Source organism: Streptomyces sp. NBC_01013 (assembly GCF_045162765.1).
Lineage (GTDB): Bacteria > Actinomycetota > Actinomycetes > Streptomycetales > Streptomycetaceae > Streptomyces.
Window position 1 is genome coordinate 2,796,291 of sequence record NZ_CP108687.1, and the last position, 26,447, is coordinate 2,822,737.

A 26,447-nucleotide genomic window follows, 5' to 3' on the forward strand; every position below is an offset into this window, starting at 1 on the left:
CCCAAGCCGCTCCCCCACCCCCACCGGACGTTCCGGTGGGGGCGCTTCACGTGGGCACGGGCACTCCTGCGGCGCACCCTCTTCCGCACACTGTCCGCGCACCCCCTTCCCGAATCTGACGGGTCGTCATATCGTCGTCGGCGATCACAGCCGCCCCCGCGACGGCTGTACACCTCGACACGTACGAGGAGAGACCCGTGGGAGACCCGCACCCGAACCCACCCCGGACGACCGCGCCACCCCTCACCGCACCCGGACTCCGCGCCCACGCCCTGTCCCGTTCCTTCGGGCGGGGCCCCAGGGCCCTGGCCGCCCTCGGCCCCGTCGATCTCGACATCGCGCCGGGCGAGTTCACCTGTGTCGTCGGACCGTCCGGCTGCGGCAAGTCCACCTTGCTCCGGATCGCGGCCGGCCTCCTGCGCCCCAGCTCCGGCGAGCTGTCCATCCGCACGGCATCGCCCCGGCCGGCCGCGATGATCTTCCAGGACTACGGGATCCACGACTGGAAGACCGTCCTGGCCAACGTCCGCTTCGGCCTCGACATCCAGCGCGTACCCCGCCGGGAGGCCGATGCCCGGGCGCGCGACTGGCTGGCCCGGCTGGGGCTCGCCGAGTTCGCCGCCGCCTATCCTGCCGAGCTCTCCGGCGGGATGCGCCAGCGGGTGGCCATCGCCCGCGCGCTCGCCGTCGAGCCCGAGATCCTGCTGATGGACGAGCCGTTCGCGGCGCTCGACGCACAGCTGCGCACGATCCTGCAGGACGAACTGCTCGCCCTCACCCAGACCACCCGCACCACCACCCTGTTCATCACCCACAGCCTGGAAGAGGCGATCGTGCTCGGGGACCGGGTCCTCGTGATGTGCGCCCGACCGGGCCGGATCATCGCCGAACGCCGCCCGCCGTTCGCCCGCCCGCGCACCGGGGACATCCGCTCGACAGCCGAGTTCACTGCGCTGAAGAGCGAGTTGTGGGAACTGCTGCGCGGCGAGGTCGGCAGGGAGGTGACGCCGGTATGAGCACGAGCATGAAGCCCACAACCGCCCAGGAGCACGTCCTGGTCCGCAGGCCGGGGCCGCAGGAACTCCATCCCGCACGCACCCACCGCAGGCGCCGCACCCTGGAGACCGCTCTCGCCGTCGCCGTACCGCTGCTCCTGGTCCTGCTCTGGCAGCTGGCCGCAGCACGGTCCTGGATCGACGACCGTGTCTACCCCGCGCCCTCCACCATCCTCGCCGACGGGTGGGACCGCGCGGCCGACGGCGACCTGTGGCCGGATGTGTGGGCCACGCTCAAGCGGGTCCTCGGGGGCTACGCCATCGGCACGGTCGCGGGCTACGCCCTCGGCCTGCTGATGGGTTCGCTCGCGCTCGTCCGGGCCGCGCTGGAACCGTTGCTCGACGCCCTCTACGTCGTACCGAAACTGGCGCTGCTGCCGGTCTTCCTCAACATGTTCGGCCTCGGCGAAGGGCCGCAGATCGCGCTGGTCGCCGCCACCGTCTTCTTCTTCGTCTGGATCTCTACGATGGCGGCGGTGCTCGCCGTTCCGTCCGGTCACCGGGACGCGGGGCAGGTGTTCGGCGCCTCGCCGTGGCAGATGTTCCGGCACATCCTGCTGCCCGCCTCGCTCCCCGCCGTCCTGGTGGGTGCGCGGATCGCGGCGGGGGTGGCCGTGCTGGTCATCGTCGCCTCGGAGCAGATCGCGGCGGCCGACGGCCTGGGACACCTGATCTTCGACTCCCGCGCCCTGTTCCGGAACGACGTGATGTTCGTCGGCATCGTGTGCGTCGCGGTGCTCGGCGTCGTCTTCTCGGAAGCGGTGCGGATCGCGGGCCGGCTGCTCACCCCGTGGGCGCCGCGCGACCGCGGCCGCAGTCAGTCGTGAACGGCTCCTTCCGCTCCCCTTACGGAGGCACTGTGCGTACACGTACCCCTTTCACCTGCACCGTTGCGCTCGTGGCGGTGTCCCTGCTCGGCGCAGCGGGCTGCGCCGGGAACGACTCGTCGGACGATGCCGACGCCGACGCCGCACCGCGCACGGTCAAGGCCGTGACCGGCTGCGGCGCTCGCAGTTGGACGGACCCCTCCGACCTCGCACCGGAGCGCGAGCCCGCCCGCTGCGACAGGGGCGCACCGGCCCCACAGCCGCTCGCGAAGAAGCGGAAGATCACCGTCGCCACCGGCACCCTGAGTGCGGAGTACGTTGCTCCGCTCCAGGTCGCGGTCGCCAAGGGCGAGTTCACGAAGGAGGGCCTCGACGTCTCCCTGAAGGTGCTGCCCACCCCCGACGCCCTGCCCCTGCTCGCCAAGGGGGATGTGGACGCGCAGTGGGCGGCGCCCGAAGCAGCGGTGATGAACGGCATCAAAGGCGGCTTCGTCATCAAGTGGGTGGCGGGCAACTTCTCCCCCGACCCGGCCTCGAAGAGTGGCCTGTGGGTACGCCTCAAGGACGGCGAGCGTGCCGATCACGTGGACATGGCGGGACGGAAGCTCGGCACGATGATCGGCAAGGGCTCGGTGATCGCGTACCCGATGGACACCTCGCTGAAGAAGCACGGCGGCGGTCTCGACAAGATCAGTTTCCAGCAACTCGGCTCCGCCGACGTGCTCACCGCCCTGCAGAACGGCGGCGTCGACTCCGCCTGGCTGCTCGATCCGATCTGGCGGAAGGTGGACGACGACAAGCGGTACGCCTTCCTGGGCGGTCAGCCCGTCGGCGAGCCGCTGGGCGGACTCCTCTTCGGCCCGACGCTGCTGAACAAGGACCCGGACGCGGGAGTCGCCTTCCTCCGGGCGTACATCCGGACGGTGAACACGTACTTCGCCGGCGACTACAAATCAGACCCCGCCTTCGTCGCCGAGCTGGCCGAGCTGATGAAGACCGACGAGGCCACTCTGCGCTCGACACCGTCGATGCGGATGGACTGGGAGATCCGGAAGGGGACCACGGACCGGCTGCAGAAGGCGTACGCCGACTCCGGCGTCTCGACGGGCTCGCCGGTGCCGGAGGACAAAGCCGTGGACCGCGCGATGTACGGGGAGGCGGTGGGCCACAGGCCCTGAGCCGGGCAGCGGGGGCAAAGGGCCATGCACAGAGGGCCGGATCCCCGAAAGGATCCGGCCCTCTGTCTTCAGTAGCGGGGACAGGATTTGAACCTGCGACCTCTGGGTTATGAGCCCAGCGAGCTACCGAGCTGCTCCACCCCGCGTCGTTGTGATCCCCACAGTACGTCACGCCCTGGACCAGCGCAAATCCCTTTTCCCGGCCGCGGGGGCAGGGCCGAAGGTGTTGCCGCACCCCCCGCGGATGCCAGGGTGGTGACCCTGCCGCACCCCCCGCGGAAGCAGACTTGGCGGCGTCCGTTCCGGCCCTCGCCGTGGCAGACGTAGCGCGGCGTCCGTTCCGGCCCTCGCCGGGCTGGAGCGCCCCTGGTCGATAGGGGCCAGCCCCCGACCGGTTCGGAGCAACCGACGGGGTCGGCCGGGCGACGGGGACGGCCGCTATGCGGTCAGTTCCTGATGCAGGGCCTCGCGCAGCCGCCCTGCACGCTCCGAGACCTCCGCGGGCCCCAGCTCGACCGCCCGCGCACACCACCGCTGCCCCTCGGCGAGTTCACCGCGGCGCGCGGCCAGCAGGGCGAGGCGCAGCGCGGCCCGCCCGTGTCCGTCGTTGGCGGCACGGCTCCACCACAGCGCGGCCTCCCGCTCACTGCCCTCACGGGCAAGCAGCAGCCCGAGGTTGAAGGCCCCGTTACGGCTGCCCGCCTCGGCCGCCTCCCGGTACCAGCGACCGGCGCTCTCCACGTCCCCCCGGGCGGCGGCGAGCATGCCGACGCGCACCTGGGCTCGGCGGTGTCTCTGCTCGGCAGCGCGCTCGTACCACTCTTCGCACTCGGTCTTGTCCGGCATGGGCTCGCCCAGCGCCGGCGGTCCGGGCGGCGGCTGCCGCGCGTCCAGCAGCCCCGCCAGCCGGAACGCCGCTTCCGCGCTGCCGCCGCCCGCCGCACACCGCAGATGGCGCTCGGCCTCGCGCTCCTGGCCGTGGTGCAACAGCGCCATGCCCACCTGGAGGGCCGCCTCGGTGTGACCCGCCGCCGCGGCGCGCTCGTACCAGAGCAGAGCCGTACGGTCCTCGTCCCGCCCGGCGTGCAGGATGCCGAGATTGAAGGCGGCGTCGACGCTGCCGGCCTCCGCCGCCTTGGAGAACCAGGGCTCCGCCCCGGTCGCGTCGCCCGCCTGGAGCAGGAGGACGGCCAGCGCGTTGGCGGCCTCGCGGTGGCCCGCGTAGGCCGCGCGCCGGTACCACTGCTCGGCCTGCGGTGTGCGGTCCTGGGCGGCGCAGAGCAGCCCGAGGTTGTACGCGCCGTTGACGTCACCCGCGTCCATCGCGGCGCGGTACCAGCGCTCGGCGGTCTGCTGCTCACCCCGGGCCGCGTGCAGCGCACCCAGCGCGTTGGCGGCGTTGCCGTCGCCCTCCTGGGCGGCGCGCAGCCACCACACGGCGGCGCTCTCCCGGTCGCCCGCGTCGCGCAGCAGGAAGCCGAGCGCGCAGGCGGCGCGCGCCTCACCGGCCTTGGCGGAGATGAGGTACCAGCGGCCGGCCTCCTTGAGCTCGCCGCGCTGTTCGAGGATGGCGCCGAGGTGCAGAGCGGCACGCCGGTGTCCGCGGGCCGCGGACTGCCGGTACCACTGCTCGGCCTCGCCCATGCGTCCCGCGTCAGGGCCCGCTACCGGGCCGTCGCCCTTGCGCACGGCGGCCCCGCGCCCCGGGGCGCACGCCTGGGACTCCGGTCCGGTACGGGGGCCCAGACCGGGACGGCCGAAGGCGTCATGTGCGTCCGTCGCGTTGCGCTCCAGCATGCGGGCCAGCCGGTACGCCGCCTCACGGTGCCCCTGCTCGGCCGCGGCGCGCAGCCAGCGTTCTGCGCCCACGTCGCTGCGGTGTTCCAGCAGGTCTGCCAGGGCGTACGCCCCCAGCGCGTGGCCCTGCTCGGCGGACTGGCGCAGCCAGTACTCGGCCCCGGGCTCGTCACCGCGCTCGCGGTAGTGGCGCCCGAGGGCGTGTGCGGCCGCGGCGGAACCGGCGACCGCCGCGATCCGCCACCAGCCGGCCGCCTCGTCCGCATACCCGCGCTGGTGCAGCAGGACGCCCAGGTTGTTGGCCGCTGCGCGGTCCCCGTCGGCGGTCGCCCCGCGCAGATAGGCCTCGGCCCCGTTCAGGTCGCCTCGGCGCAGCAGCAGCGCGCCGAGAACACTCATGGCCTCGGTGTCGCCTGCATCGGCGGCCCTGCGGTGCCGCGCCTCGTTCTCGGCGTTGTCCGCGCTCGCCGCGGTCTCCGCACTCTCGGCGTTCTCCACGCCGTCGGCGGTCTCTACGGTCTCTGCACTCTCGACGGTCGCGGCACACTCCGCAGTCTCGGCGGTCTCGATGTGGTCGTTGTACTGCGCGGCGGCAGCAGCAAATGCCACATCCGCCACTTTTTCCGCCGGATGGACGCGCTGCTGCACAAACCGCCCTGTCTCCAACAGAGTTGCCCTGTCCCCCATAAATACCATCGTCGCACCACCCGCAACCCGCGTACACCTGGTATAGCGCGACCAGAAGAGGTCACTACAGCGTTTTGTCGACATGCCCACAGAGAGACAAGTCAAACACGCTCGTGCCCAACTCGTGCCCTATGAACCGCACTTCACGCAGAATGCACAAGAAAGTCACCGCGACATGACGAAGGCCCGGATCCCCTGGAGGATCCGGGCCTTCGTCTTTCAGTAGCGGGGACAGGATTTGAACCTGCGACCTCTGGGTTATGAGCCCAGCGAGCTACCGAGCTGCTCCACCCCGCGTCGTTGTGTTCAAACCGTACCACGACACGCAGGTGGAGCTTTACCGAGTTGAACCGGCCGGCACATGGGGGGCGGCATCGCGGAGCCCATGTGCCGGTCCGTCCTACTCAGCCACCGCTGTCGGCACTCGCCGACGCCGCCGGCTTCTTCGATTCGTCCGTCGCGCTCGGACTGCCGGACTTGGGCTGGGCGGCGGCTGCCCGCTCCAGCGCGTCCTGCAGGTCCTTCTGGGCCTGGCCGTAGGCGGTCCAGTCCTGTTCCTTCAGGGCCGTCTCACCTGCCGTGTAGGCCTTCTGCGCATCGGCGATCGCCTTCTTCAGCGCGGCGTCACCGGTGGCCGGCGGCTCCGTCGTGTCGCCCGGTGGTCGCGTCGTGTCGGCCGGCGGCTCGGTCGTATCGGAGCCGTCCACCCCGAAGACCGCGTTGAGCGCCTCACCGAGACTGTTCTCGAAGACGATCTTCGATCCGTACGAGGCGGCCACCTTGCGCAGCAGCGGATAGTTCTGCGTGCCACCGCGCGTGTACACCGGCTCGATGTAGAGGAAGCCCCCTTCGAGCGGCACCGTGAGCAGGTTGCCGTACTCGATGTCGGAGTCGGTGCCCTTGAGGTTCCTCACGAACTCGGCGACATCGTCGTTGCCGTTGAGCTCACTCTGCACCTGGCCGGGACCCTTCACCGTGGTGGTGACTCTCAGCAGTCTTATCGTGCCGTAGTCCTTGCTGGCCGCATCGGCGTCCACCGCCATGAACGCCCCGAGGTCGGGTCGCCCCTTCGGGGTGAACGTCGTCGTCAGCGAGAACTTCTGAGCCGTCTGGTCCGGCATCTTTATGCTCAGGTAGTACGGCGGAACGGCACCGGACTCCTTGTTGGTCGGATCATCCGGGACCTGCCACGCGTCACTGCCGCTGTAGAACTGCGCGGGACTCGTGACGTGGTAGCGGGTGAGCAGTTCGCGCTGAACCTTGAACAGGTCCTGCGGGTACCGCAGGTGGTCCATGAGGTCCTGCGGGATGTCCGCCTTGGACTTCACGGTCCCCGGGAATGCCTTGCGCCAGGTCTTGAGGACCGGGTCCTCGGTGTCCCACTCGTACAGCGTGACCTTGCCGTCGTACGCGTCGACGGTGGCCTTCACCGAGTTGCGGATGTAGTTGACCTGGTTCTGCTGGGCGACGACCGCGCGCTGGTTGGTGGTCAGCGAGTCGGCCGTGGTGTCACCGAGCGTCGTGCGCGAGGCGTACGGATAGCCGTTGGTCGTGGTGTACGCGTCGACGACCCACTGGATGCGGTGGTTGACCACCGCCGGGTAGGCGTCGCCGTCGATGGTCAGCCACGGGGCGACCGCCTCGACGCGCTCCTTGGGTGTGCGGTTGTAGAGAATCCGCGAACCGTCGCCGATGGCTCCCGAGTACAGGATCTGCGGCTCGCTGAACGCCACCGCGTAGGCGGCGCGGTTGAAGGCGCTGGAGAGGCTGACCCCGCTCTTGCCCTGGTAACTGGTGGTCTTCTCGCCGTCCTCCTCGTAGTCGAGCTCCTTCTGGGGCCCGCCGACGATGGAGTACTGCTCGGTCTTCTCGCCGTAGTAGATCTCCTGCTTGTACTCGCCCAGCTCGCCGGTGGTCGGCAGGCCGGACTCGGTGAAGTCGGGAGATCCCTTCGGGTTCTTGCCGGTGGTGGTGCCCCGGGCGGCGATCGCGCCGTAGCCGTGGGTGTAGGTGAAGTGGTCGTTGATCCAGTTGCGCTTGGGGATGCCCTGGAGGTTGAGCTCGCGCAGACCGATGACCGTGTCCTGCTCCTTGCCGGCCGCGTCCTTGTAGCGGTCGACGTCCAGCGTCTTGGGGAACTGGTAGTAGTTCCTCTTCTGCTGGAGCTGCTGGAAGGCCGGGGAGACGACGTTGGGGTCCATCACCCGGTAACTGGCCGCGGCGTCCGCGCTCGCCCGGAGCTTCGCCTCGTCGTCCGTGATGGACTTGCCCGCGTAATCGGTGACCTTCGCGTCATCGATGTCGTAGGCGTCCCGCGTGGCCTTGATGTTCTTCTGGATGAACGGGGCTTCCTTGGCCTGCTCGTTCGGCTGGACCTGGAACTTCTGCACGATCGCCGGGTAGAGCCCGCCGATCAGGATCGCGGAAAGGACCATCAGCCCGAACCCGATCACCGGGAGCTGCCAGGTACGGCGCCAGAGCGTCGCGAAGAACAGCACGGCACAGATCGCGGCGATGCAGAACAGGATGGTCTTCGCCGGCAGGTAGGCGTTGGCGTCGACGTACCGCAGGCCCGTCCAGTTGTCCGTGGCCTTGAAGTCACTGGACTTCACGGCCAGACCGTAGCGGTCGAGCCAGTAGGCCACCGCCTTCAGCGCGACGAAGATGCCGAGCAGCACCGAGAGATGACCGGTGGCCGCACCCGTCGCCCGCGCGCCGGGGCTGGTGATGCGCAGGCCGCCGTACAGGTAGTGGGTCAGCGCGGCAGCGATCAGCGAGAGCACCGTCGCCGCGAAGCCGAAGCCGAGCAGGAAGCGGTACCACGGCAGGTCGAAGGCGTAGAAGGACACATCCAGGTGGAACTGGGGGTCCTTCTGCCCGAACGACACCCCGTTCACATACATCAGCCAGGTGCGCCACTGGCCGGAGGCGGACGCACCGGCGATCAGACCGACGAGCGCGGTGATCGCGAGCAGCACCCACTTCTTGTACGGGGCGAGACTCATCCGGTAGCGGTCCAGGCTCTGCTGCTCCAGCGACATCGCGCTCAGCGGTGGCCGGAGCCGGTGCGCGAGCCAGATGTTCACACCGATGGCGACGGCCATCAGCAGTCCGAAGACGAGGAACAGTCCGATCTTGGTCCACAGGGTGGTGGTGAAGACGGATGAATACGCGACCGACCTGTACCAGAGCCAGTCCGTCCAGAACCCGGCGAACATGACGAACGCCATGGCGAGGATCGCCAGGACGCCCAGTGTCATGAGCAGGGTTCGGGCGCGCCGGGACGGGCGGCCGACTCTGATCCGTGGCCCGGTCGGGCCTCCGCCGCGGTCCGGCATCTGGAAAGCCAACGTGCGCACCTCGAAGTTCGCGGTCGTGTGGAGCGGGCCCAGCGATCGTAGAGCCCACCTATGCAACTTACTGAGGCTTTACCTAGTTCCCGTTCCCGGGGCGGAAGGAGGCAGGATGTTGTCCATGCCCAACGTTTCCCCCTCAGGTCCTCCGATGGCCGCGAGCCCGCTCACCGTCGCCGTGCTCGAAATCGACACATATGTCTCCGGCCTCGGCTGGGATCAGCCCGCCCGGCTCTTCGCCCTGGTCGACACCGCACGGCTGCGGGTGCAGGAGCCCGGACTCGCCGCTCAGCTCGGCCTCGACGGCGACGGCTCGAAGGCCGCCGCACTCACCCCTATCGAGCAGGAGGAGCTTCCCGCAGGTACCGCACTGGACGAGTTCCTCGCCACGATCGCCTGGCCCGACGCGGTCGTCGGGTGCGCGATGACGGTGGAGCGGCTGATGCTGCCGCCGTCCGCGGAGGCCTCCGTACCGGACGGTCTCAATGACGCCCAGCTGACCAAGTGGGTCGCCGGGCACCCCGACCGGCAGGAGGTGCGGATGACCGTGGCGGTCCTGCGGGACGGCGCCCGCGAGTCGGCCGTACGTCTGCGGGAGAAGGACTCGCCCAACGAGGTCCTGACCGGCGCCGGCCTGGTGCCGGGGCTGGCCGAGGCGCTGGCCGCGACCTTCGAGTCCTGACCCCGCCGTCCCGCACCGGGGCCGCGGTCAGCCCGTCGAGCAGCTCGGCAGGCCGGCCGCGTTCCCGGTGCGGATCTTCTCCAGCGACTTCTTGGCGTCGTCGATGGTCTTGACCCTCACCAGGGTGAGTCCGTCGGGGGTGTCGGAGGCGGCCGCCTCGCAGTTCGTGTCGGGGGTCAGGAAGTAGCGTGCGCCGGCGTTGCGCGCACCGACCAGCTTCATGTTGATCCCCCCGATCGGTCCGACCTTGCCCTTGTCGTCGATCGTCCCGGTGCCGGCGATGAACTTGCCGCCCGTCAACTGGCCCGGGGTCAGCTTGTCGACGATGCCGAGGGAGAACATCAGACCGGCGCTCGGACCGCCCACGTCGGCGAGCTTGATGTCGATGTCGAACGGGAAGGTGTGGTCCGTCCCCGCCTGGATGCCGACGATCGCCCTCTTCTCCTTCGGGGCCTTCTCGGTGGTGATGGTGATCTGCTCGGTGCCCTTGGGTTCCTTGCCGGCCTTCTCGGCCGCGGCCGCTGTCTTGGCCGGGATGATCGTGAAGGTGACGTCCTCGCCGGGCTTGTGCCGGGTGACGAGCTTCGCCACGTCCTCGGGCTGCTTGACCACGGTGCCGTCGACGGCCTTGATCACGTCGCCCGCGTGCAGCTTGCCCTGTGAGGGACTGTCCTTGAGGACCGTGGAGACGACGACCCGCGACGACACCGGGATCCCCAGCTCGGTGAGGGCCGCGACCTTGGCGCTCTCCTGGGACTGGCTGAACTCCTCGGCGTTCTCCTGCGTCGACTGCTCCTCGGTCTTTCCGTCCGGGTAGAGCGTGTCGTGCGGAACGACCACGCTGTCGTGGCCCAGCCATCCGTAGACGGCCTCGACGAGGTTCATGTGGTAGTCGGCGCCGGTGACCCTGACCGTCGTCATGTTGAGGTTGCCGGAGGTCTCGTACGTCTTGTGCCCGGTGATCTGCAGGACGGGCTCGCCATCGACCTTGCCGAGTGTGTTCACGGTCGGCCCGGGGGACATCTCCGAGTACCGCACTGGAATCAGCACGCCTGCGCAGAGCAGCGCGATCAGGATCAGGGTGGAGGCGAGCATCGTCGCGGTGCGGCGTGGCATGGAACGACAGTACGGGAAGGGCCTGTCAGTGCACCGCCGGGGCCGGTCCGTACGGGGGCCGCGGCCGGGCGCGGCACGGGCGCCGGGCGGCAGAGGTGAGGGCGACGGACAGCCGATTGGCGACTGCGTACGGCCGGTGTGGCGTCAGACGTTCGATATCTGCTCGACCGGTTCGGAAGCGGAGTGCGAACGCTCCATCGCTTCACGGAACCGGGCGTAGCCGGCGAGTTCGGTGACATCACCGGTGGTGCGATTGCGAGCGGCCCAGCTCCCCCATATCGCAGCACCGAGCGCAGCGAAAAGCGGAATCAACAACCAGGCGAGTGCTGCCATGACGACCTCCCTGCCCCATGAGCGACCGCAACTGAATGATCAGCAGATTAACCATCTGCAGAACCAACGCTCAGGGCAGGGGTGTGGTTACGCAAATCGGGGGGACTGCCCGCCTGTACGGTTTGCGCTCAGCAAGCGCCGACCCACTCCTCCGTGCCGTCGGAGAAGCGCTGGTGCTTCCAGATCGGCACCTCGTGCTTGAGGTCGTCGATGAGCTTGCGGCAGGCCTCGAAGGCCTCTGCGCGGTGCGGGCAGGAGACCGCCACGACCACCGCGAGATCGCCCACCTCCAGTTCACCCACCCGGTGGATGGCGGCCAGGGCCCGGACAGGGAACCCGGCGACGATCTTCTCCGCCACCCGGCGCATCTCGTCCTGTGCCGAGGGGTGGCACGAATAGCCCAGCGCCCCGACGTCCTGCCCGCTGTCGTGGTTGCGCACGGTGCCGACGAACAGCGCGGTGCCTCCGGCCGCGTCGTCGCCGACCGCGCGGAAGACCTCGTCCACGGACAGCGGCGTGTCACGGATCTCCAGCAGCCGGATGGGGTCCTGCGCCGCCTGCTCGCCGGGGTGGTCATAGGTAGGTGCCATGGCAACCATCGTGCCGTACCGCTGCGGCATCGCGGAATACGGGTTTCACCCCGCGGGCCGCCGGCCGGCTTGGAGCCTCCTACAGCCGCCGGCCCCGGGCCCACCGCCTCGGCGGCGGGGGCGGGCCGGACGAGACCGTCGGCGCGGCGGCCTCAGAAGCGGCGGCGGGCCTTGCGGGCACGGCGCACCAGCGCCGCGGTGCCGAGCAGCGCCACGGTCGCTCCGGCGGCTCCGGCCGCTGTCGCGTCCTTGCGGCCGAGCCGGCGCCCGGCGACGGTGTGGCGTCCCTCGACCTCTTCGAGGAGCGCCGCGAGCACCTCCTCGTTGGTCCAGCTCGGACGCCAGCCCACGTCGTGGAGCCGGCTCACGCTCACCACCCAGGGATGCATCGTGTACGCCAGGTCTCCGGCCGGGGACGGCGTCAGGCCGATCCGGTGCAGTCGGGCGGCCGCACCGAGCGCGACGGCCGAGGGCAGTTCCATCCGGCGGACGCCGCTGAGCTCCTCGACCTCGGCCTGTTCGAGCCAGCCGTCGCAGCCGACCGCGAACTCGCCGTCGATCTTCTCCAGCGCGGCGTACTCCAGCGCCGTGACCAGGTCGTCGACGTGGCAGAACTGCCAGGTGGGGCGGGATCCGGCGACGACCAGGAGGCGCGGCGACTCGAAGTAGCGGGTCAGCGCCGTATCCGTGCCACCGACGAGCACGGTGGGGCGGACCACGGTGACGTGCAGTCCGGGGTGGGCGCGGGGCGCGCGTCGGCCGAGCCGTTCGATCTCCAGGAGGTCGCCGACACCGGTCGCCTCGGCCGTGGCGCGCAGCTCCGCGTCCTCGGCGAGCGGGACGTCGTTGTCCGGCAGAGCGCCGTAGACCATCGCCGAGGTGCACAGCACGACGCGGTGCACACCGACGGCCGCGGCCGCGGTCAGCACGGTCTGGGTCCCGCGCACGTTGTAGGCGGTGCGGGCGGCGGGATCGGTCTCCAGATCGAGATCGAGTGCCAGGTGCACCACCACATCGGCACCGCGCAGTTTTTCCGCGATCGCGGGATCGCGCACATCGAGGATGTGCCACGTAGCCTCGGAGACCTCTCCGCGGCGCTCGTCGATGGCGATGACCTGCTTGATCTCTTCGGATGCCGCCAGGCGTGCGGCGAGCAGCTCACCGACACCCGTCGCGGCTCCGGTGACGGCCACGACGGGGCCGCGGCTTCTGGAGCGGCTGCGGACGGACTTGTTCTCGGGCGAAGGGTCGGCCAGGTTTCGCGCTGCGCGAACCTGAGGATCTGGGGAACTCACCGGGCGTCTCCAGCGGTTGTCTTCAGTACGTACCCGAATGACGCGTACGTACCAGGTGGCGTCCATCCTGCCGCAGGCCGGGAGCAGGCGGAGCACTGAGGCCCCGAGCGGACTTGGTGTCTACGCTGGATGGTGATGTCGGGCAGTCGCCGTCGGTTCGAGCCGGCGGCCCTACGAGCCGAGGAAACCCGTGAGTGACACCCCATTCGGATTCGGCCTTCCGCCGGAGGAGCCGGACGACGGCGACAAGGGCAAGAAGAACGACCCCACCGGAGGTGGGCAGGGTTCGGGCGGTCCGGCGAACCCGTTCGGCTTCGGCCCCGGCGCGGGTGGTGACAACCCCTTCGCCGCCATGTTCGGCTCGATGAACCCGAACGACCTGGGCGCCGCCTTCCAGCAGCTCGGCCAGATGCTGAGCTACGAGGGCGGTCCCGTGAACTGGGACATGGCCAAGCAGATCGCCCGCCAGACGGTCTCGCAGGGCACGCCGGACGGCACCAAGGACGCGAGCGTCGGCCCGTCCGAGCGTGCCGCGGTCGACGAGGCACTGCGGCTGGCGGACCACTGGCTGGACGGCGTGACGTCGCTGCCCTCCGGTTCCGTCTCGACCGTGGCGTGGAGCCGGGCCGAGTGGGTCGAGGCGTCGCTGCCCGCCTGGCAGAAGCTGGTGGACCCGGTGGCCGAGCGTGTCGGCCTCGCCATGGGTGATGTGCTGCCCGAGGAGATGCAGGCGATGGCGGGCCCGCTGATCGGCATGATGCGGTCGATGGGCGGCGCGATGTTCGGTCAGCAGATCGGACAGGCCGTCGGCGTGCTCGCCGGCGAGGTGGTCGGTTCGACGGACATCGGGCTGCCGCTCGGACCGGCCGGCAAGGCCGCACTGCTTCCGCTGAACGTCGAGCGGTTCGGCAAGGACCTGAGCGTTCCGCAGGACGAGGTGCGGCTGTACCTGGCGCTGCGCGAGTCCGCTCACCAGCGGCTCTTCGCCCATGTGCCGTGGCTGCGCTCGCATCTGTTCGGTGCGGTCGAGGGCTACGCGCGTGGCATCAAGGTCGACACCAGCAAGCTGGAGGACGTGGTCGGCCAGTTCGACCCGTCGCAGCCGGAGCAGTTGCAGGACGCCCTTCAGCAGGGCATGTTCCAGCCGGAGGACACCCCGGAGCAGAAGGCCTCCCTGGCCCGCCTGGAAACGGCTCTCGCGCTCGTCGAGGGCTGGGTGGACGCCGTGGTCCACGAGGCAGCGAAGCCGCGGCTGACCTCCGCCGACGCACTGCGCGAGACCATGCGCCGGCGCCGCGCGTCGGGTGGGCCCGCCGAGCAGACCTTCGCCACGCTCATCGGTCTCCAGCTGCGTCCGCGGCGGCTGCGTGACGCCTCGCGACTGTGGGCCTCGCTCACCGACGCGCGGGGTCTCGACGGGCGCGACGCACTGTGGGAGCACCCCGACATGCTGCCCACCGCCCAGGACCTGGACGATCCGGACGGTTTCGTCCATCACGAGCAGCTGGACTTCTCCGAACTGGACAAGATGCTCGGCGAGGCGGCGAACGAGCCGCAGAAGCCCGCCCCCGGCGCCAAGGGTTCCGCGGGGTCCGACGACGCCACCGGCAACGGCAGCAACGAGGACACGGACGACGGGGCCGAGGGCGGCACCGGCAAGGACGACACCGACAAGTGAGCCTGCACGACGACGCCGTTCTCGTACTGAACAACTACCGGAACGGGGCGCACGGCACGGACCGGCCCGACGACGCGCAGGAGGAGCTGCGCAGCGCCTATCTGAACCATCTGGCACTGCATCCCGACGGAATGTGGAAGGCCTGCGGGGCCGGGCACCTGACGGCCAGCGCCCTGGTCGTCGACCCGGAGCGCGGAAAGGTGCTGCTCACGCTGCACCGGAAACTGCGGATGTGGCTGCAGATGGGTGGCCACTGCGAACCCGGGGACGCCACCCTGGCCGCCGCCGCGCTGCGCGAGGCGACGGAGGAGTCAGGTATCGCCGGCCTGGTTCTGCTGGCGGGCGGCCCGGTGGTCCTGGACCGTCATCCGATCCCCGCACCGTGCCACTGGCACCTGGACGTCCAGTACGCGGCGCTGGCACCGTCGGGCGTGGCGGAGCGGATCAGCGAGGAGTCGCTCGACCTGCGCTGGTTCGCCTACGACGAGGTCGCCGGGGTCGCCGACTCCTCGGTGGTCCGCCTGATGGAACGTACACGCGCAGCCCTGGACGCCGGCCGGTAACCGGAAGCTGACGGTACGGACAAGGGGCGGCCTCCTGGGAGGCCGCCCCTTGTCCATGTCACCCCGCCCGCCTCACCCCTGGCACAGGGGGCCGGGCCGCACAGCTCAGTTCCACGCGTTGTTCTGGTTCTGGGCGTGGGAGCCCTGCTGGCCCACGCCGAACTGGGCGGCCAGGCCCTGGCCGATCTGGGCGCCCTGCGGCGGCAGCACCTCGCTCGGCTGCACCAGGGCGAAGCCCTGGCCGAGGAAGCTGAGCTCCCAGCCCTCGCCCGTGTTGCCACGTCGGCGGAAGACGCCCGAGGAGTGCGTCTGGGCCTGCATCTGCACGCGCAGGGAGCTGGACCAGGCCACGATCGCGTCGGCGTCCGCGTTGACGTACTTGTCGGGCGTGACCTGCATCATCAGCGGCTGGCCGGAGGTCATCAGCGCGACCTTGCCGGTGCCGGAGATGTTGAGCTGGTACTTGCCGGTGCCCGAGATGCCGTACTGGCTGTCCACCGCGATGACCTCGGTGTGCAGGGACGAGTCGAGCGCCAGGACATAGGAGCTGTCCACCGTCAGACCATCGCGGTCGACGTCCACCACGTGCACGTACTGCGCGAGGTTGGCCAGGAAGACGGTGCCCTGCCCGGAGCAGCGCATCAGGTCGAGGCCCTCACCCGTGGTGGCACGCGCGCGGCGCTGTCCGTGCGACTGGTACTCGCCGTCGAACTCCATCAGGCCCTGGTACGCGACCATGGCGCCCTTGCGGGCGAGGACGTCGTCGTGGCCGGTCAGCGAAACCCGCAGCAGCTGCGGGTTCTGAACCGTGTACCGCTCCTGGGACTGCTGTTCCGTGTAACTGAAAAGCGGACTCTGCATGGTGTGTTCTCCCTCCCCGTCAGTTCCGGACGCGCAAGCGGTCGGTACTGTCCTCGCTCGGCTGGACGACGACGATCCCCTGGCCGGAGAAGGCCATCTGGAAGGCCTCGCCGCTGCCCCGCCCGATGAGCGAGGAGGCCTTGAAGCTGCGCTTGCCCTTCACCTTGAGGTTCGGGGACCACGCCACGAGGGCGTCCGGGTCGACGTACGTCTCGTCCTCGCCCCGTCCGCAGTCGACGACGATCGGCGTGCCGCGTGAGGTGATCGCGACCCAGCCGGTGCCGGAGATGCAGACGTTCCACAGGCCCTGGCCGGCGAACTTGGCCAGCCCCTTGACCCTTTCGACGCCCCAGGTGAGATGGCCGTCGAAGGCGAGGACGTTGGTGCCGTTGACCGAGAGGGAGTCGTTGTTGAGATTGATGACGACCACATCGGCGCCGTAGTCGGCGAGGTAGAGCAGTCCGTCGCCCGCGCACTTCATCAGGGGCGCGCCCTCGCCGGTGATCCACTGCGAGGCGATCTGACGGACGGCCGGCGGGTTGGGCTCGTACTGGATGAAGCCCTCGTACGCCACCATCGAGCCGGTGCGTGCGTAGAGGTCCTGGCCGGTCGCCATGGCGACCTTCAGCATCGAATGGCCGTGGTTCTCCATCCGGGCCGTGACGGGGGTCGGGGCGTAGCCCGCGAGTTGCTGATTCATGACGGGCTCCCTCAGACCTCGTAGGGCTGGACGACGATGAAGTTGCCGGGGGCGCCCCGGAACTGGAGGTTCACGGTCTCTCCGCTGTGGCCCGGGTAGGCGTTGCGGCGCAGCCGGACCTGGCTGGAGATGATCACCTGGGACGCCGACGACCATGCCACGACGGCGTTGCAGTCGGCGAACGTGGTCGGGGTGACCGGCAGGACGACGGGAACACCGTGGGTCTTGACGACGATGGTGCCGGTGCCCTGGAACTGCATGGTGAACAGGGCGCCGCCGGGGATGCCGTGACCCTCGATCCTGCGGACCTCGTACTGCAGCGACTCGTCGAAGGCGAGGACGCTCTCCGCCGAGACACAGATGCCGTCGCCCTGGAGCTCGATGGCGTGCAGATGGGAGCCGTCCTCGGCGAGGAAGACCTGGCCGCGGCCGGTACAGCGCATCAGCTGCATTTCCTGACCGGTGGCATTGCCGACCATCCGGCCCGCGAAACCGGCACCCTTGTAACTGAAGTCGACCTTGCCCTGGTACATCACCATGCTGCCCTGCCGGGCCAGCACTCCGGCTCCGCCCATGGTGAGGTCGACGCGCATGAGCTGCTGGTTCTGCGGGGTCCAGCGCTGCCCGGTGGCCGTCTCCTTGTACGGCTGGAGCGCTGCCAGCAGGCCGGCACCCGCCTGCGGGACTCCTTGGGGCATGCCCTGCGGAACTCCCGGTGGCTGCTGTCCGTACGGAGCGGGAGCAGGCTGCCCGAACGGAGCGGGGGCAGGCTGGCCGAAGGCGCCGGGCGCCTGGGCCGGGACCTGTCCGAACTGCGGCTGCTGACCCGGCTGACCGTAGGGAGCGGGCGGGGGCGGGGGCGGCATGCTGCCGCCCTGGGGGGCCAGCGGCGCCGCAATCGTCGGCGCGGCGTGCATCTGCTGCTGCGGCGCGGGAGCCTGAGCCGCCGGCGCACCGAAGGACGGCGCGGGCTGCGGCGCCTGCGGGGCGGCGGGGGCGCCGAAGGACGGCGCGGGGGCCGACGCCTGTGCGGGCGGGGCGAACGAAGGGGCCGCGGCCTGCGGCTGGGCAGGGGCGGGGGCCTCCTCGGCGACCTCTCCGCCGAAGTTCTTCAGCAGCGCGTCGAGCCCGCCGTCGAAGCCCTGACCCACAGCGGCGAACCGCCATACGTCCTTGAGGTAGAAGTCACCGAGCATCACCGCACGCTCGGTGGTGAACTCCGAGCCCGTGAAGGCGTACCTGACGACTTCCTCGCCGCCCGCGACGATCCGGATGTACCCGGGACCGACCTGGGACATCTGTCCGGCACCATCCAGCGTCGCGGTGAAGGACAGCTTGTGGATGTTCGCCGGAATGCGGTCCAGAGTGACGCGGAACGACTCCGTGTCGCCGGCCTGCGCACCGAGGAGCTGAATGGACTCCTCAGGCGATTTCGGCTGATTGAAGAAGATGAAATAACGGTCGTCCGAGAGCTGCTCATTGGCATCGAGGCCGAAGCAGCTGATGTCAAAGGTCAGTCCCGGGCCGGCGATCTGCACACCTACGTACAGGTCCGTCCCCGGCGTGAGATCGCTGATCTTGGCCTTGTGGCCGCGCTGGAATTCCCTGGCCATGCGTAACGACCGTCCCCCATCCGGAAGGTGAATGCGTCGCGTCAGGCTAACCGCAAACTCCGGCATTGGGCCAAGCCGGTACAGACCCGGTACAAAATCGCGAACGTCACTCGCCGCGCGCGGCAGGCAGGTGCGGCAGCCGGTCGGCCGCCACTACCCCTTCGAGATAACCCCGCGCCCGCTCGGTTCGGGGGTAGGCGTCGAGGAGCCGCCAGAACCGCGGCCCGTGCCCGGGCACCAGGAGGTGGGCCAACTCATGGACGAGCACGTAGTCGACGACGTACTCCGGCATGCCCTGCAGCCGGTGCGACAACCGGATGCTGCCCTCGGCCGGGGTGCACGACCCCCACCGGGTGTTCTGATTGGTCACCCACCTCACCGAGACGGGCCGGGCCCGGCCCTCGAAATACTGGGCGGACAGCCGCTCCGCCCGCTCGGCGAGCTCGCTGTCGCCGAGGATCCGCTTGTTCTCCTGAGCGGCGAGCTTGTCGAGCATCACGCTCACCCACCGCTGCTCCTCGGCCTCGGACATCCGGGCAGGGATCAGCACGATCGTGCGGTCGCCCTCGCGGTACGCGGAGACCGTTCTGCTGCGGCGGGCGCTCCTGCGAACCTCGACCGCACTCGTCGCCGAGGCACGGGGTGGATGGTCGGCCGCACTGCGCCGGTGGGTTCCGGCGCCGCGCGCGGAAGTCTCCCCGGCGAAGCCGGGTGACGGGTCGGCGGGCACGCCACGACGTTACCCGCTGCCAGTGGGGGAAGTCCCGCCTCCGGGGCGGTTACACATGATCCACCCCATGGCTTGCACCATTTGAACGACTAATACCCCTCACCTGTGGATAACTCTTCGCACGGTTCTGCGGCGCACCTCATTCTGGCAATGGATCTCACGCAGCCACACAGACCGGGGGAAGCCGTGCATCCGATGTTGAAGCCCGCACTGCGCCGCGCATGGCGCGGCAGCGGCACCGTGCAATTCGGTGTGACACCCGCACATGCGGTCAAGGTCGGCCCGATGGATATCGCCACGGGCTGTTTCCTGGAACTGCTCGACGGAACGCGCGGGATGCCCCTGCTGCGCGAGGAAGCCAGGGGACTGGACCTGAATGATCATCAAGTGGACGCGCTGGTCGCTCGGTTGATGGACGCCGGACTCGTCGACGACGTGCGGGCGGGCGGTCCGGAGGCCGATGCGTTGAGGAACCGGGCAGACGCGCTGGAGCGTCACCGACCCGACCTGGCGTCACTCTCCGTCGTTCATCCCGAGCCGGGAGGAGGGATGCGACGGCTGGCCGCCCGTCGCTCCATGCGGGTCCAGGTGCGCGGAGCGGGCAGGGTCGGGGCGGCGATCGCGGCGGTGCTCTCCGGAGCCGGAGTGGGCCGGGTCGAAGTCCTGGACGGCGGATGCGCCGCACCGAGCGACGTGTCACCCGGGGGCCTTCCGGCCTCGGCGGTCGGCGAGCGCCGGGATTCGGCGGCGCGGCAGCTGGTCCGCCGCTCCGCCCCCGCCCCTGCGCCTCGGGCCGTGCAGCCCGCATCCGGATGTGCGAGCGGTGAGCCCGGGTTGTCCCTCATCGTCGTCGCCCCTCGCGACGGCCTGTCCGTCTACGTTCCGGACCCGCGCACCGCCGAGCCGTGGATCGCCTCGGGCACACCCCACCTCTATGCCGGGGTCATCGAGGCCACCGGGTTCGTCGGACCACTGGTGCTGCCGGGGGGCACGGCCTGCGCGGGCTGCCTCGATCTGAACCGGCGGGACCGGGACCCACAGTGGCCGCGGATGCTCGCTCAGTGGCAGTCCGGGAGGCGCACCGCCGTGCAGGCATGCGACCTGGGACTCGCGACAGCGGTGGCGGGACTTGCGGCTTCCCATGCGCTGGCCTTCCTCGACGGCGAGCTGCCGGCCAGCACGGGGGCGCGATGGGAGGCAGCGCTGCCGCTGTTGGACTGGCGGTCCGAGCAGATCAGGGCGCACATCGACTGTTCCTGTGGAGCGGGTGGGCACACTGAGGGGGTGCGCACCTCCGGGGCCGGCACGGCGCACGACACAATGGCCGGGTAACCGCCGCACGCAGCGCGGCAGTCTGGGATTTGGAGGGGCATATGTCTGATCTTCCCCGGAAGGCGGTCACCCGAACCGCCAAGCTGGCCGCGCTGCCTTTGGGGTTCGCCGGTCGCGCCACGTGGGGGCTGGGAAAGCGCATCGGCGGGAAATCCGCGGAACTCGTCGCCCGGGAGGTCCAGCAGCGCACCGCCGATCAGCTGTTCAAGGTGCTGGGCGAGCTGAAGGGCGGGGCCATGAAGCTCGGACAGGCCCTGTCCGTCTTCGAGTCCGCACTGCCGGAAGAGGTCGCGGGTCCCTACCGCGCGGCCCTGACGAAACTTCAGGAGGCCGCCCCTCCCCTGCCCAGCGCCACGGTGCACGCAGTGCTGGCCGAACGGCTCGGCGAGGACTGGCGGGAGCTGTTCCTCGAATTCCAGGACAAACCGTCCGCCGCCGCCTCGATCGGACAGGTGCACCGGGCGGTGTGGCACGACGGCCGCGATGTCGCCGTGAAGGTGCAATACCCAGGCGCCGGTGAGGCGCTGCTCTCGGATCTCACACAGCTCAGCCGGTTCGCACGGCTGCTAGGCCCGCTGATCCCCGGCATGGACATCAAGCCGCTCATCACGGAGCTGCGCGACCGGGTGTCGGAGGAGCTGGACTACGAACAAGAGGCTCAGTCGCAGCGGGAACACGCCGAGGAGTTCGCGGACGATCCCGATGTAGTGGTGCCCGGAGTGGTCCACCAGTCCGATCAGGTGCTGGTCACCGAGTGGATCGACGGGGTGCCGCTGGCCGACGTGATCGCCGACGGGACTCCTGAGCAGCGGGACCGGGCCGGTCAGCTGCTGGCCCGGTTCCTGTTCTCCGGCCCCGCACGCACGGGCCTGCTGCATGCGGACCCCCACCCGGGCAATTTCCGGCTGCTGCCCGCGGACCCGTCGTTCGCGACGGGTGACGCACCTGATCAGACGGACGGCGAAGTCGATCAGGACGGCGCCGTGGAGACCGGCGCGGCACAGTGGCGCCTGGGGGTGCTCGACTTCGGCACGGTGGACCGGCTGCCGGGAGGTCTGCCGCAGACCATCGGAGACTCCTTGCGGCTGACCCTGCAGGGAGATGCGGACTCCGTGTACGAGCTCCTGCGAGAGGAGGGGTTCGTCAAAGACTCGATCGATCTCGAGCCGGACGCGGTCCTCGACTACCTCCTCCCGATCATCGAACCGGCCGAGGTGGACGAGTTCACCTTCAGCCGGACCTGGATGCGCAATCAGGCCGCCCGCATAGCGGACCCGCGTTCTCCCGCCCATCAGCTGGGCAAGCAGCTGAATCTGCCGCCCGCCTACCTGCTGATACACCGGGTGACGCTGAGCACGATCGGGGTGCTGTGCCAGCTCGGCGCCACGGTGCGGCTGCGCGAGGAACTGGAGTCCTGGCTTCCGGGATTCCTGCCCCAGGACGAGGAAGGGTGCATCGCGGAGAAGCGAACGGGCGGAGATGCTCAGGCCGAGGAGGATCGGGCGGGCAAGGAGGATCGGGCGGCCGAGGAAGCTTCGGTCGAGACCGAGACGCCGGAGGAGCCCACGGCGGAGGAGCCCACGGCGGGGGCCGTCGGCGCGGAGGTCAAGTAGCCGGCCCCGCCCAGACGGTTACGGAACGGCCGGGTGGTTTCGGACCGGTCGGCGCGTACGTAATGGTCGGGCGGTTGCCGACCGGCCGGGTGGTCACGTGCCCCGGCCGGGTGGTCACGTGCCCCGGCCGGGCGCGGCAGGGGGTGGCCCTGCCCGTCACCACCACGCGGAATCGAGGCGGCCCTCAATGGCCCTGATGTGGGTGCGGGCACAGTCGTCGCAGAAGTAGCGGCGACTGCCGTTCTCCACGGAACAGAGCCAGGTCGGCGGTGCGTTCTCGCTCCCGGCGCGGGTACCGCACAGTGCGCATACGACGTCCTTGGTGCCGCCCGCTCCGGGGCGAGGGGTCTGTTCGTCCACGTCGTGACGATAACTCCGTCGGCGCTTTCCGGCACGGCGCGGCACCGCAGCACCGGAGCCCGTCACACGGCCCGCCCACCGCTCGACCACGGGCCGGAACGCAGACAGGAAAGCGGACAGGAACACAGGCAGGAACGCACACCCATAGAGAACGAGAGCCCGGACACGACCGCGGGGCCGGTCCGAGTGGACCGGCCCCGCGGTAGGGGTCCTGCTGTGGGTACTGGGGTGGGTCCTTCCTACCGGGGAGCAGAGAGCGGCTGCCCCGCGGCGGATGGTGCCGGCGTGCGGTCCTGCTGGGTTCAGTGCATGACCGCCATGGCCAGCGCACGGCGGGCGCGCATCGAGGCGCGCTCGGCGCGGCGCTGCATCCGCCGCGCGTTGATCAGGCGCACGGCCTGACGTTCCGCGTCGGCTTCCCGCAGGCGGTCGTGCATATGCGCACGAGCCAGGGCTTCTGGGATGAGTTGCATCTCACGGGTCCTGTTCTGACGCGAGTCGTTCGCGCCGATGATGGTGACGTTCGGTGTCGCGGAGCCGACGGGCTCCCTCGTGGGGATGGTCATTGGTGCCTGGTTTCGGGGATCGTGGGTCAGGGGACGGTCGATGGTTCCGATGCGGTTCATGGGCTTGGGGGCCATGGCCCCCAGGTCGGCGGTCACGCCGCGACCGGGTTCTTGCGCGGACGGCCACGCGGCCGCTTGCGAGCGACGACGACACCCTGGATGAAGAGCTCGCCACCCCAGACACCCCACGGCTCGCGGCGCTCCTTGGCGCCGGCGAGGCAGGCCTCGACGAGCGGGCAGGTGCGGCAGAGGGACTTGGCGTACTCGACGTCGGCAGGCGACTCGGCGAAGAAGACCTCGGGGTCATAGGCGCGGCAGGGAACGGGCACGCCGAGGTTCTCGATGGCGTCGTCGAGCGCGGTGAGCGCAGTGAGGGGGATCAAGGTGGAGTCCTCCGTGAGGCCGGGCGGGGAGATCGTTTCGGAAGGCGGTACTGACGGGGCGTGCGCTTCGAGTTGCACGGTGGTGGTGTCCTCGTCTGGTCGTTTCCGGCCTGTTGGCCGGGGGGCGGCTGGTACCAGGTCTTGCTTGTCCCGAGGCTCCTTCGCGCTGTCTCGTCCGTTTGGACAAAACAAAAGGGCCGCGGATCCCGAGTGGGGTTCCGCGGCCCTGAAGGCGCCGGCCTGATCGTCGATCAGGCTGGATCACTCCAGGGTTCAGGCCCACGGAAGGCCCACATCGTGTGGTGGTGCGTCGTCTGCTTCTCGGCTCCGGCTTCCGCTCCCGCACCGACGGCCGCAAAGGCATAGGCCTGGGCCTGTCCCTTCGCTACTGCTGCTGCCGGTGCCTGGGTCGGTCGCTCATTGCGCTCCCGCACGGGAAGGCTTGCCAGGGACAGCGGGCTGACGGCGGAGATGCCGGACATACCGGTGCCACGAAGCGAAGAAGCCGAAGAGCGGGTGAGGCCGAGCGAGCAGGCGGAGACGACCGAGAGATCGGTCATTTTGTTGGTCTTGATGATGCTGATCACTTCAATCGCCTCCTCTCGGCGTCTCTGGGGACCGGGCGGGCCGGTCCTACGTATTCGGATAAGTACAGCACAGGGTCAGAGCTTCAGAGAAGTCGCTGTTCCCGTGGTTAAGAACCTATGGTGATGACTGGGGCGGGCGCAAACTATTTTTGCGACGAGTTTTTCTCACATCTCCTCGTCGGCTCCCGGAGCCCCCTCGGCCCCGTCCCCACCTGCGCAGATGTCCAGCACGGCAGCGCCGAACCGGCCCAACTTCCGCGCGCCGACCCCTGCGATCCCGGCCAGCTCGCCCTCGGTGCCGGGCACCGCCTCGGCGATGGCCATCAGCGTCTTGTCGGTGAACACGCAGTAGGCGGGCTGCCCGATCTCCTGCGCCCGCGCCGAGCGCCAGTCACGCAGCCGCCCGTACAGCGCCTCGTCCATGTCCGACGGGCAGTCGTCGCAGCGCATCAGCTTCATCTCGCCGGCGTCGGTCAGGGTCTTGCCGCAGACCCGGCACAGGGCGGGCCCGCGCCGCTTGCGCCGGGCCGCGGCCGGACGCTCGATCCCGCCGCTGCCGCCTGCGGTAGCCCGCCCGCCGGGCGCCGCCGAGCCTGGGCGCATCCCGTTCAGGAACCGGCTCGGGCGACGGCCCGCCCGGCCACCGGGTGAGCGCGCCAGCGACCACGACAAAAAGAGATGGAAGCGGGCCCGAGTGACACCGACGTAGAGCAGTCGGCGCTCCTCCTCGATCTGCTCGTCCGTCTTGGCGTAGGTGATCGGCATCATGCCCTCGGTCAGCCCGACCAGGAACACGGCGTCCCACTCCAGGCCCTTCGCGGAGTGGAGCGAGGCCAGGGTGACGCCCTGGACCGTGGGGGCGTGCTGTGCCGCCGCCCGCTCGTCCAGCTCGGCGACCAGGTCGGAGAGGGTCGCACCCGGCCTGGCCCGCTCGAAGTCCTCGGCCAGCCTGACGATGGCGGCCAGGGACTCCCACCGGTCGCGCACCGCGCCTGATCCGGCGGGCGGCTCGGTGCTCCAGCCCTTGGTGGAGAGCACCGCCCGCACTTCGGAGGGCAGCCCCTCCGCATCGTCCAGGAGGGAGTCGTTGCCGCCCGCGCGGGCCGCCCCGCGCAGGGCGACGCCCGCCTCCCGCACCTCCGGACGATCGAAGAACCGCTCGGCGCCCCTGAGCTGGTACGGCACCCCCGCGTCGGCGAGGGCCTGCTCGTAGACCTCTGACTGGGAGTTGACCCGGTAGAGCACGGCGATCTCACCCGCCGGGACGCCGGCGGTGATCAGATCCCGGATACGCCGGGCGGTGCCCTCCGCCTCGGCGGGCTCGTCCGCGTACTCCAGGTAGGCGGGCTCGGGGCCGGACTCGCGCTGCGAGACCAGTTCGAGCCGGTGCTCGGCCGCCCGGCCCCGGGCCTGGGAGAGCAGACCGTTGGCCAGATGAACGACCTGGGGCGTGGAGCGGTAGTCCCGGACGAGCTTGACCACGGTGGCCCGGGGGTGGCGGGTGCGGAAGTTGAGCAGGTGATCGGGGGTGGCTCCGGTGAAGGAGTAGATCGTCTGACTGGCGTCGCCGACGACGCAGAGGTTGTCGCGGTCGCCGAGCCAGAGGTCGAGGAGCCGCTGCTGGAGCGGGCTGACGTCCTGGTACTCGTCGACCACGAAGTGCTGGTACTGACGGCGGACGTGGTCGGCGATGTCGTGGCGGTCCTGCAGAATGCCGACCGTGAGGAGCAGAACGTCCTCGAAGTCGATCACCGTGCGGTCGCGCTTCAGCTGCTCGTACATCGCGTAGACCTGGGAGATCTCGGCGGGATCGCGCGGGGCGTCCCGCTGGGACTTGGCCACCACCGCCGGATAGTCGGCGGGCACGGTCTGGGTGACCTTGGCCCACTCGATCTCGCTCGTGACGTCACGCAGCTCGTTGCGGTCGAGCCGGATGCGGCAGCGGGCCGCCGCCTCGGCGACCAGCTGGACCTTGCGCTCCACCAGGCGCGGCAGATCACCACCGACTGCTTTCGGCCAGAAGTACTGGAGCTGACGCAGCGCCGCGGAGTGGAAGGTCCGCGCCTGCACCCCGCCCGCGCCGAGCTGACGCAGGCGCCCCCGCATCTCGCCGGCGGCGCGGTTGGTGAACGTGACGGCGAGCACGCTCGACGGCTGGAGTATCCCCGCACGCACCCCGTACGCGATGCGGTGCGTGATGGCCCGCGTCTTGCCCGTACCGGCTCCTGCCAGCACGCATACCGGGCCCTGCAGGGCCTCGGCGACCTCGCGCTGCTCGGGGTCGAGCCCGTCGAGGACGGCGTCGGCGGAGTCGGGGACCTGGGGGAAGAGGGTGGAATGCGTAGCTGATGTCACCCCGCCATGCTGCCAGGTCGGGAGGGGCGGCCGCGGAAGTTGTCCACAGGGGGGCGCATCTGTCGTACTAATACGGAGGTGATGCGGGGGGCAATCACCGTCGGCCCATACGGGCGCGGCCACGGACGGCAGGGGAACCGCCGCGGTCGGCACAGGCATGGTCCGGCCAATACAGGCGTGGGCACGGGAATGG

At 70.0% G+C, this 26,447-nt stretch carries 23 protein-coding genes and 2 tRNA genes; 8 read left to right on the forward strand and 17 right to left on the reverse strand.

Going from position 1 to position 26,447, the window contains the following annotated elements; translation table 11 throughout:
- Positions 1–197: 197 nt before the first annotated feature.
- Genes OG538_RS11740 through OG538_RS11750 form a run of 3 tightly spaced genes read left to right on the forward strand, consistent with a single transcriptional unit; the run spans position 198 to position 3,060 of the window.
- The gene (locus tag OG538_RS11740) at positions 198–1,016 is read left to right on the forward strand and encodes an ABC transporter ATP-binding protein (RefSeq protein WP_406092766.1); all 819 of its coding nucleotides are present in this window, start codon (positions 198–200) and stop codon (positions 1,014–1,016) included.
- The gene (locus tag OG538_RS11745; protein ID WP_406092768.1) at positions 1,013–1,882 is read left to right on the forward strand and encodes an ABC transporter permease; all 870 of its coding nucleotides are present in this window, start codon (positions 1,013–1,015) and stop codon (positions 1,880–1,882) included. Before OG538_RS11740 ends, OG538_RS11745 begins: the two co-directional genes overlap by 4 nt.
- Before the next feature lie 32 nt (positions 1,883–1,914).
- Positions 1,915–3,060 carry an ABC transporter substrate-binding protein gene (locus OG538_RS11750; RefSeq protein ID WP_406092770.1) on the forward strand — a complete coding sequence of 382 codons (1,146 nt, stop codon included), beginning with the start codon at positions 1,915–1,917 and terminating at the stop codon, positions 3,058–3,060.
- A gap of 72 nt (positions 3,061–3,132) precedes the next feature.
- Here OG538_RS11750 and OG538_RS11755 read toward each other — a convergent pair.
- From OG538_RS11755 to OG538_RS11770, 4 genes are all read right to left on the reverse strand, one after another.
- Positions 3,133–3,206 (reverse strand) — tRNA-Met (locus tag OG538_RS11755).
- A gap of 292 nt (positions 3,207–3,498) precedes the next feature.
- A complete protein-coding gene (locus OG538_RS11760) occupies positions 3,499–5,553 on the reverse strand; it encodes a sel1 repeat family protein (protein ID WP_406092772.1) in 2,055 nt (684 codons plus the stop codon).
- 214 nt (positions 5,554–5,767) lie between these two features.
- Positions 5,768–5,841 (reverse strand) — tRNA-Met (locus OG538_RS11765).
- A 107-nt stretch (positions 5,842–5,948) separates the two neighbouring features.
- The gene (locus tag OG538_RS11770) at positions 5,949–8,882 is read right to left on the reverse strand and encodes a UPF0182 family protein (RefSeq protein ID WP_406100083.1); all 2,934 of its coding nucleotides are present in this window, start codon (positions 8,880–8,882) and stop codon (positions 5,949–5,951) included.
- Positions 8,883–9,009: 127 nt separating this feature from the next.
- Here OG538_RS11770 and OG538_RS11775 point away from each other — a divergent pair, with 127 nt between their 5' ends.
- Entirely contained in the window at positions 9,010–9,579 is a 570-nt protein-coding gene (locus OG538_RS11775) for a PPA1309 family protein (protein WP_406092774.1), read from the forward strand.
- Positions 9,580–9,606: 27 nt separating this feature from the next.
- On the opposite strand, the gene OG538_RS11780 is transcribed toward OG538_RS11775, so the two are convergent.
- The 4 genes from OG538_RS11780 to OG538_RS11795 all read right to left on the reverse strand — a co-directional run bounded on the left by OG538_RS11780 (position 9,607) and on the right by OG538_RS11795 (position 12,913).
- The gene (locus OG538_RS11780; protein WP_406092775.1) at positions 9,607–10,695 is read right to left on the reverse strand and encodes a PDZ domain-containing protein; all 1,089 of its coding nucleotides are present in this window, start codon (positions 10,693–10,695) and stop codon (positions 9,607–9,609) included.
- A 144-nt stretch (positions 10,696–10,839) separates the two neighbouring features.
- Positions 10,840–11,028, reverse strand: coding sequence for a hypothetical protein (locus OG538_RS11785; RefSeq protein WP_148020620.1), 189 nt, complete (start codon positions 11,026–11,028; stop codon positions 10,840–10,842).
- Positions 11,029–11,156: 128 nt separating this feature from the next.
- Complete coding sequence (locus OG538_RS11790; RefSeq protein ID WP_406092777.1) at positions 11,157–11,618, reverse strand: molybdenum cofactor biosynthesis protein MoaE; 462 nt, start codon at positions 11,616–11,618, stop codon at positions 11,157–11,159.
- Between the two features lie 152 nt (positions 11,619–11,770).
- The gene (locus OG538_RS11795) at positions 11,771–12,913 is read right to left on the reverse strand and encodes an SDR family oxidoreductase (protein ID WP_406092779.1); all 1,143 of its coding nucleotides are present in this window, start codon (positions 12,911–12,913) and stop codon (positions 11,771–11,773) included.
- Between the two features lie 190 nt (positions 12,914–13,103).
- Between OG538_RS11795 and OG538_RS11800 the strand changes: the two genes are divergently transcribed.
- Together OG538_RS11800 and OG538_RS11805 are read left to right on the forward strand one after the other, a co-directional pair.
- Positions 13,104–14,591, forward strand: a complete 1,488-nt coding sequence (locus OG538_RS11800) for a zinc-dependent metalloprotease (RefSeq protein ID WP_406092781.1) — start codon at positions 13,104–13,106, stop codon at positions 14,589–14,591.
- The gene (locus OG538_RS11805; protein WP_406092782.1) at positions 14,588–15,154 is read left to right on the forward strand and encodes an NUDIX hydrolase; all 567 of its coding nucleotides are present in this window, start codon (positions 14,588–14,590) and stop codon (positions 15,152–15,154) included. The genes OG538_RS11800 and OG538_RS11805 overlap by 4 nt, the downstream gene beginning before the upstream one ends.
- A 105-nt stretch (positions 15,155–15,259) precedes the next feature.
- Here OG538_RS11805 and OG538_RS11810 read toward each other — a convergent pair whose 3' ends face one another.
- The 4 genes from OG538_RS11810 to OG538_RS11825 form a co-directional block, all read right to left on the reverse strand.
- Complete coding sequence (locus tag OG538_RS11810; RefSeq protein WP_406092784.1) at positions 15,260–16,015, reverse strand: AIM24 family protein; 756 nt, start codon at positions 16,013–16,015, stop codon at positions 15,260–15,262.
- 19 nt (positions 16,016–16,034) lie between these two features.
- A complete protein-coding gene (locus OG538_RS11815; protein ID WP_148020615.1) occupies positions 16,035–16,715 on the reverse strand; it encodes an AIM24 family protein in 681 nt (226 codons plus the stop codon).
- A gap of 11 nt (positions 16,716–16,726) precedes the next feature.
- Positions 16,727–18,328, reverse strand: coding sequence for a TerD family protein (locus OG538_RS11820; RefSeq protein WP_406092786.1), 1,602 nt, complete (start codon positions 18,326–18,328; stop codon positions 16,727–16,729).
- Positions 18,329–18,434: 106 nt separating this feature from the next.
- The gene (locus OG538_RS11825; RefSeq protein ID WP_406092788.1) at positions 18,435–19,058 is read right to left on the reverse strand and encodes a M48 family metallopeptidase; all 624 of its coding nucleotides are present in this window, start codon (positions 19,056–19,058) and stop codon (positions 18,435–18,437) included.
- Between the two features lie 186 nt (positions 19,059–19,244).
- Here OG538_RS11825 and OG538_RS11830 point away from each other — a divergent pair, with 186 nt between their 5' ends.
- A complete protein-coding gene (locus OG538_RS11830) occupies positions 19,245–20,390 on the forward strand; it encodes a ThiF family adenylyltransferase (protein WP_406092790.1) in 1,146 nt (381 codons plus the stop codon).
- 41 nt (positions 20,391–20,431) lie between these two features.
- Positions 20,432–22,003, forward strand: coding sequence for an ABC1 kinase family protein (locus OG538_RS11835; protein WP_406092792.1), 1,572 nt, complete (start codon positions 20,432–20,434; stop codon positions 22,001–22,003).
- Positions 22,004–22,159: 156 nt separating this feature from the next.
- On the opposite strand, the gene OG538_RS11840 is transcribed toward OG538_RS11835, so the two are convergent.
- The 5 genes from OG538_RS11840 to OG538_RS11860 form a co-directional block, all read right to left on the reverse strand.
- Complete coding sequence (locus OG538_RS11840; RefSeq protein ID WP_406092794.1) at positions 22,160–22,363, reverse strand: hypothetical protein; 204 nt, start codon at positions 22,361–22,363, stop codon at positions 22,160–22,162.
- A 302-nt stretch (positions 22,364–22,665) separates the two neighbouring features.
- Positions 22,666–22,989, reverse strand: coding sequence for a hypothetical protein (locus OG538_RS11845; protein WP_406100085.1), 324 nt, complete (start codon positions 22,987–22,989; stop codon positions 22,666–22,668).
- Positions 22,990–23,021: 32 nt separating this feature from the next.
- Entirely contained in the window at positions 23,022–23,390 is a 369-nt protein-coding gene (locus tag OG538_RS11850; protein ID WP_406092796.1) for a WhiB family transcriptional regulator, read from the reverse strand.
- 173 nt (positions 23,391–23,563) lie between these two features.
- A complete protein-coding gene (locus OG538_RS11855; protein ID WP_406092798.1) occupies positions 23,564–23,899 on the reverse strand; it encodes a hypothetical protein in 336 nt (111 codons plus the stop codon).
- Positions 23,900–24,064: 165 nt separating this feature from the next.
- Positions 24,065–26,254, reverse strand: a complete 2,190-nt coding sequence (locus OG538_RS11860; protein ID WP_406092800.1) for an ATP-dependent DNA helicase UvrD2 — start codon at positions 26,252–26,254, stop codon at positions 24,065–24,067.
- Positions 26,255–26,447: the final 193 nt, after the last annotated feature.

Coding starts and splice junctions, on each gene's coding strand:
- OG538_RS11745 (WP_406092768.1), top strand. CDS start 1,013: ATGAGCACGAGCATGAAGCCCACAACCGCCCAGGAGCACGTCCTGGTC.
- OG538_RS11760 (WP_406092772.1), bottom strand. CDS start 5,553: ATGGTATTTATGGGGGACAGGGCAACTCTGTTGGAGACAGGGCGGTTT.
- OG538_RS11770 (WP_406100083.1), bottom strand. CDS start 8,882: ATGCCGGACCGCGGCGGAGGCCCGACCGGGCCACGGATCAGAGTCGGC.
- OG538_RS11775 (WP_406092774.1), top strand. CDS start 9,010: ATGTTGTCCATGCCCAACGTTTCCCCCTCAGGTCCTCCGATGGCCGCG.
- OG538_RS11780 (WP_406092775.1), bottom strand. CDS start 10,695: ATGCCACGCCGCACCGCGACGATGCTCGCCTCCACCCTGATCCTGATC.
- OG538_RS11785 (WP_148020620.1), bottom strand. CDS start 11,028: ATGGCAGCACTCGCCTGGTTGTTGATTCCGCTTTTCGCTGCGCTCGGT.
- OG538_RS11790 (WP_406092777.1), bottom strand. CDS start 11,618: ATGGCACCTACCTATGACCACCCCGGCGAGCAGGCGGCGCAGGACCCC.
- OG538_RS11810 (WP_406092784.1), bottom strand. CDS start 16,015: ATGCAGAGTCCGCTTTTCAGTTACACGGAACAGCAGTCCCAGGAGCGG.
- OG538_RS11815 (WP_148020615.1), bottom strand. CDS start 16,715: ATGAATCAGCAACTCGCGGGCTACGCCCCGACCCCCGTCACGGCCCGG.
- OG538_RS11820 (WP_406092786.1), bottom strand. CDS start 18,328: ATGGCCAGGGAATTCCAGCGCGGCCACAAGGCCAAGATCAGCGATCTC.
- OG538_RS11835 (WP_406092792.1), top strand. CDS start 20,432: ATGTCTGATCTTCCCCGGAAGGCGGTCACCCGAACCGCCAAGCTGGCC.
- OG538_RS11845 (WP_406100085.1), bottom strand. CDS start 22,989: ATGAACCGCATCGGAACCATCGACCGTCCCCTGACCCACGATCCCCGA.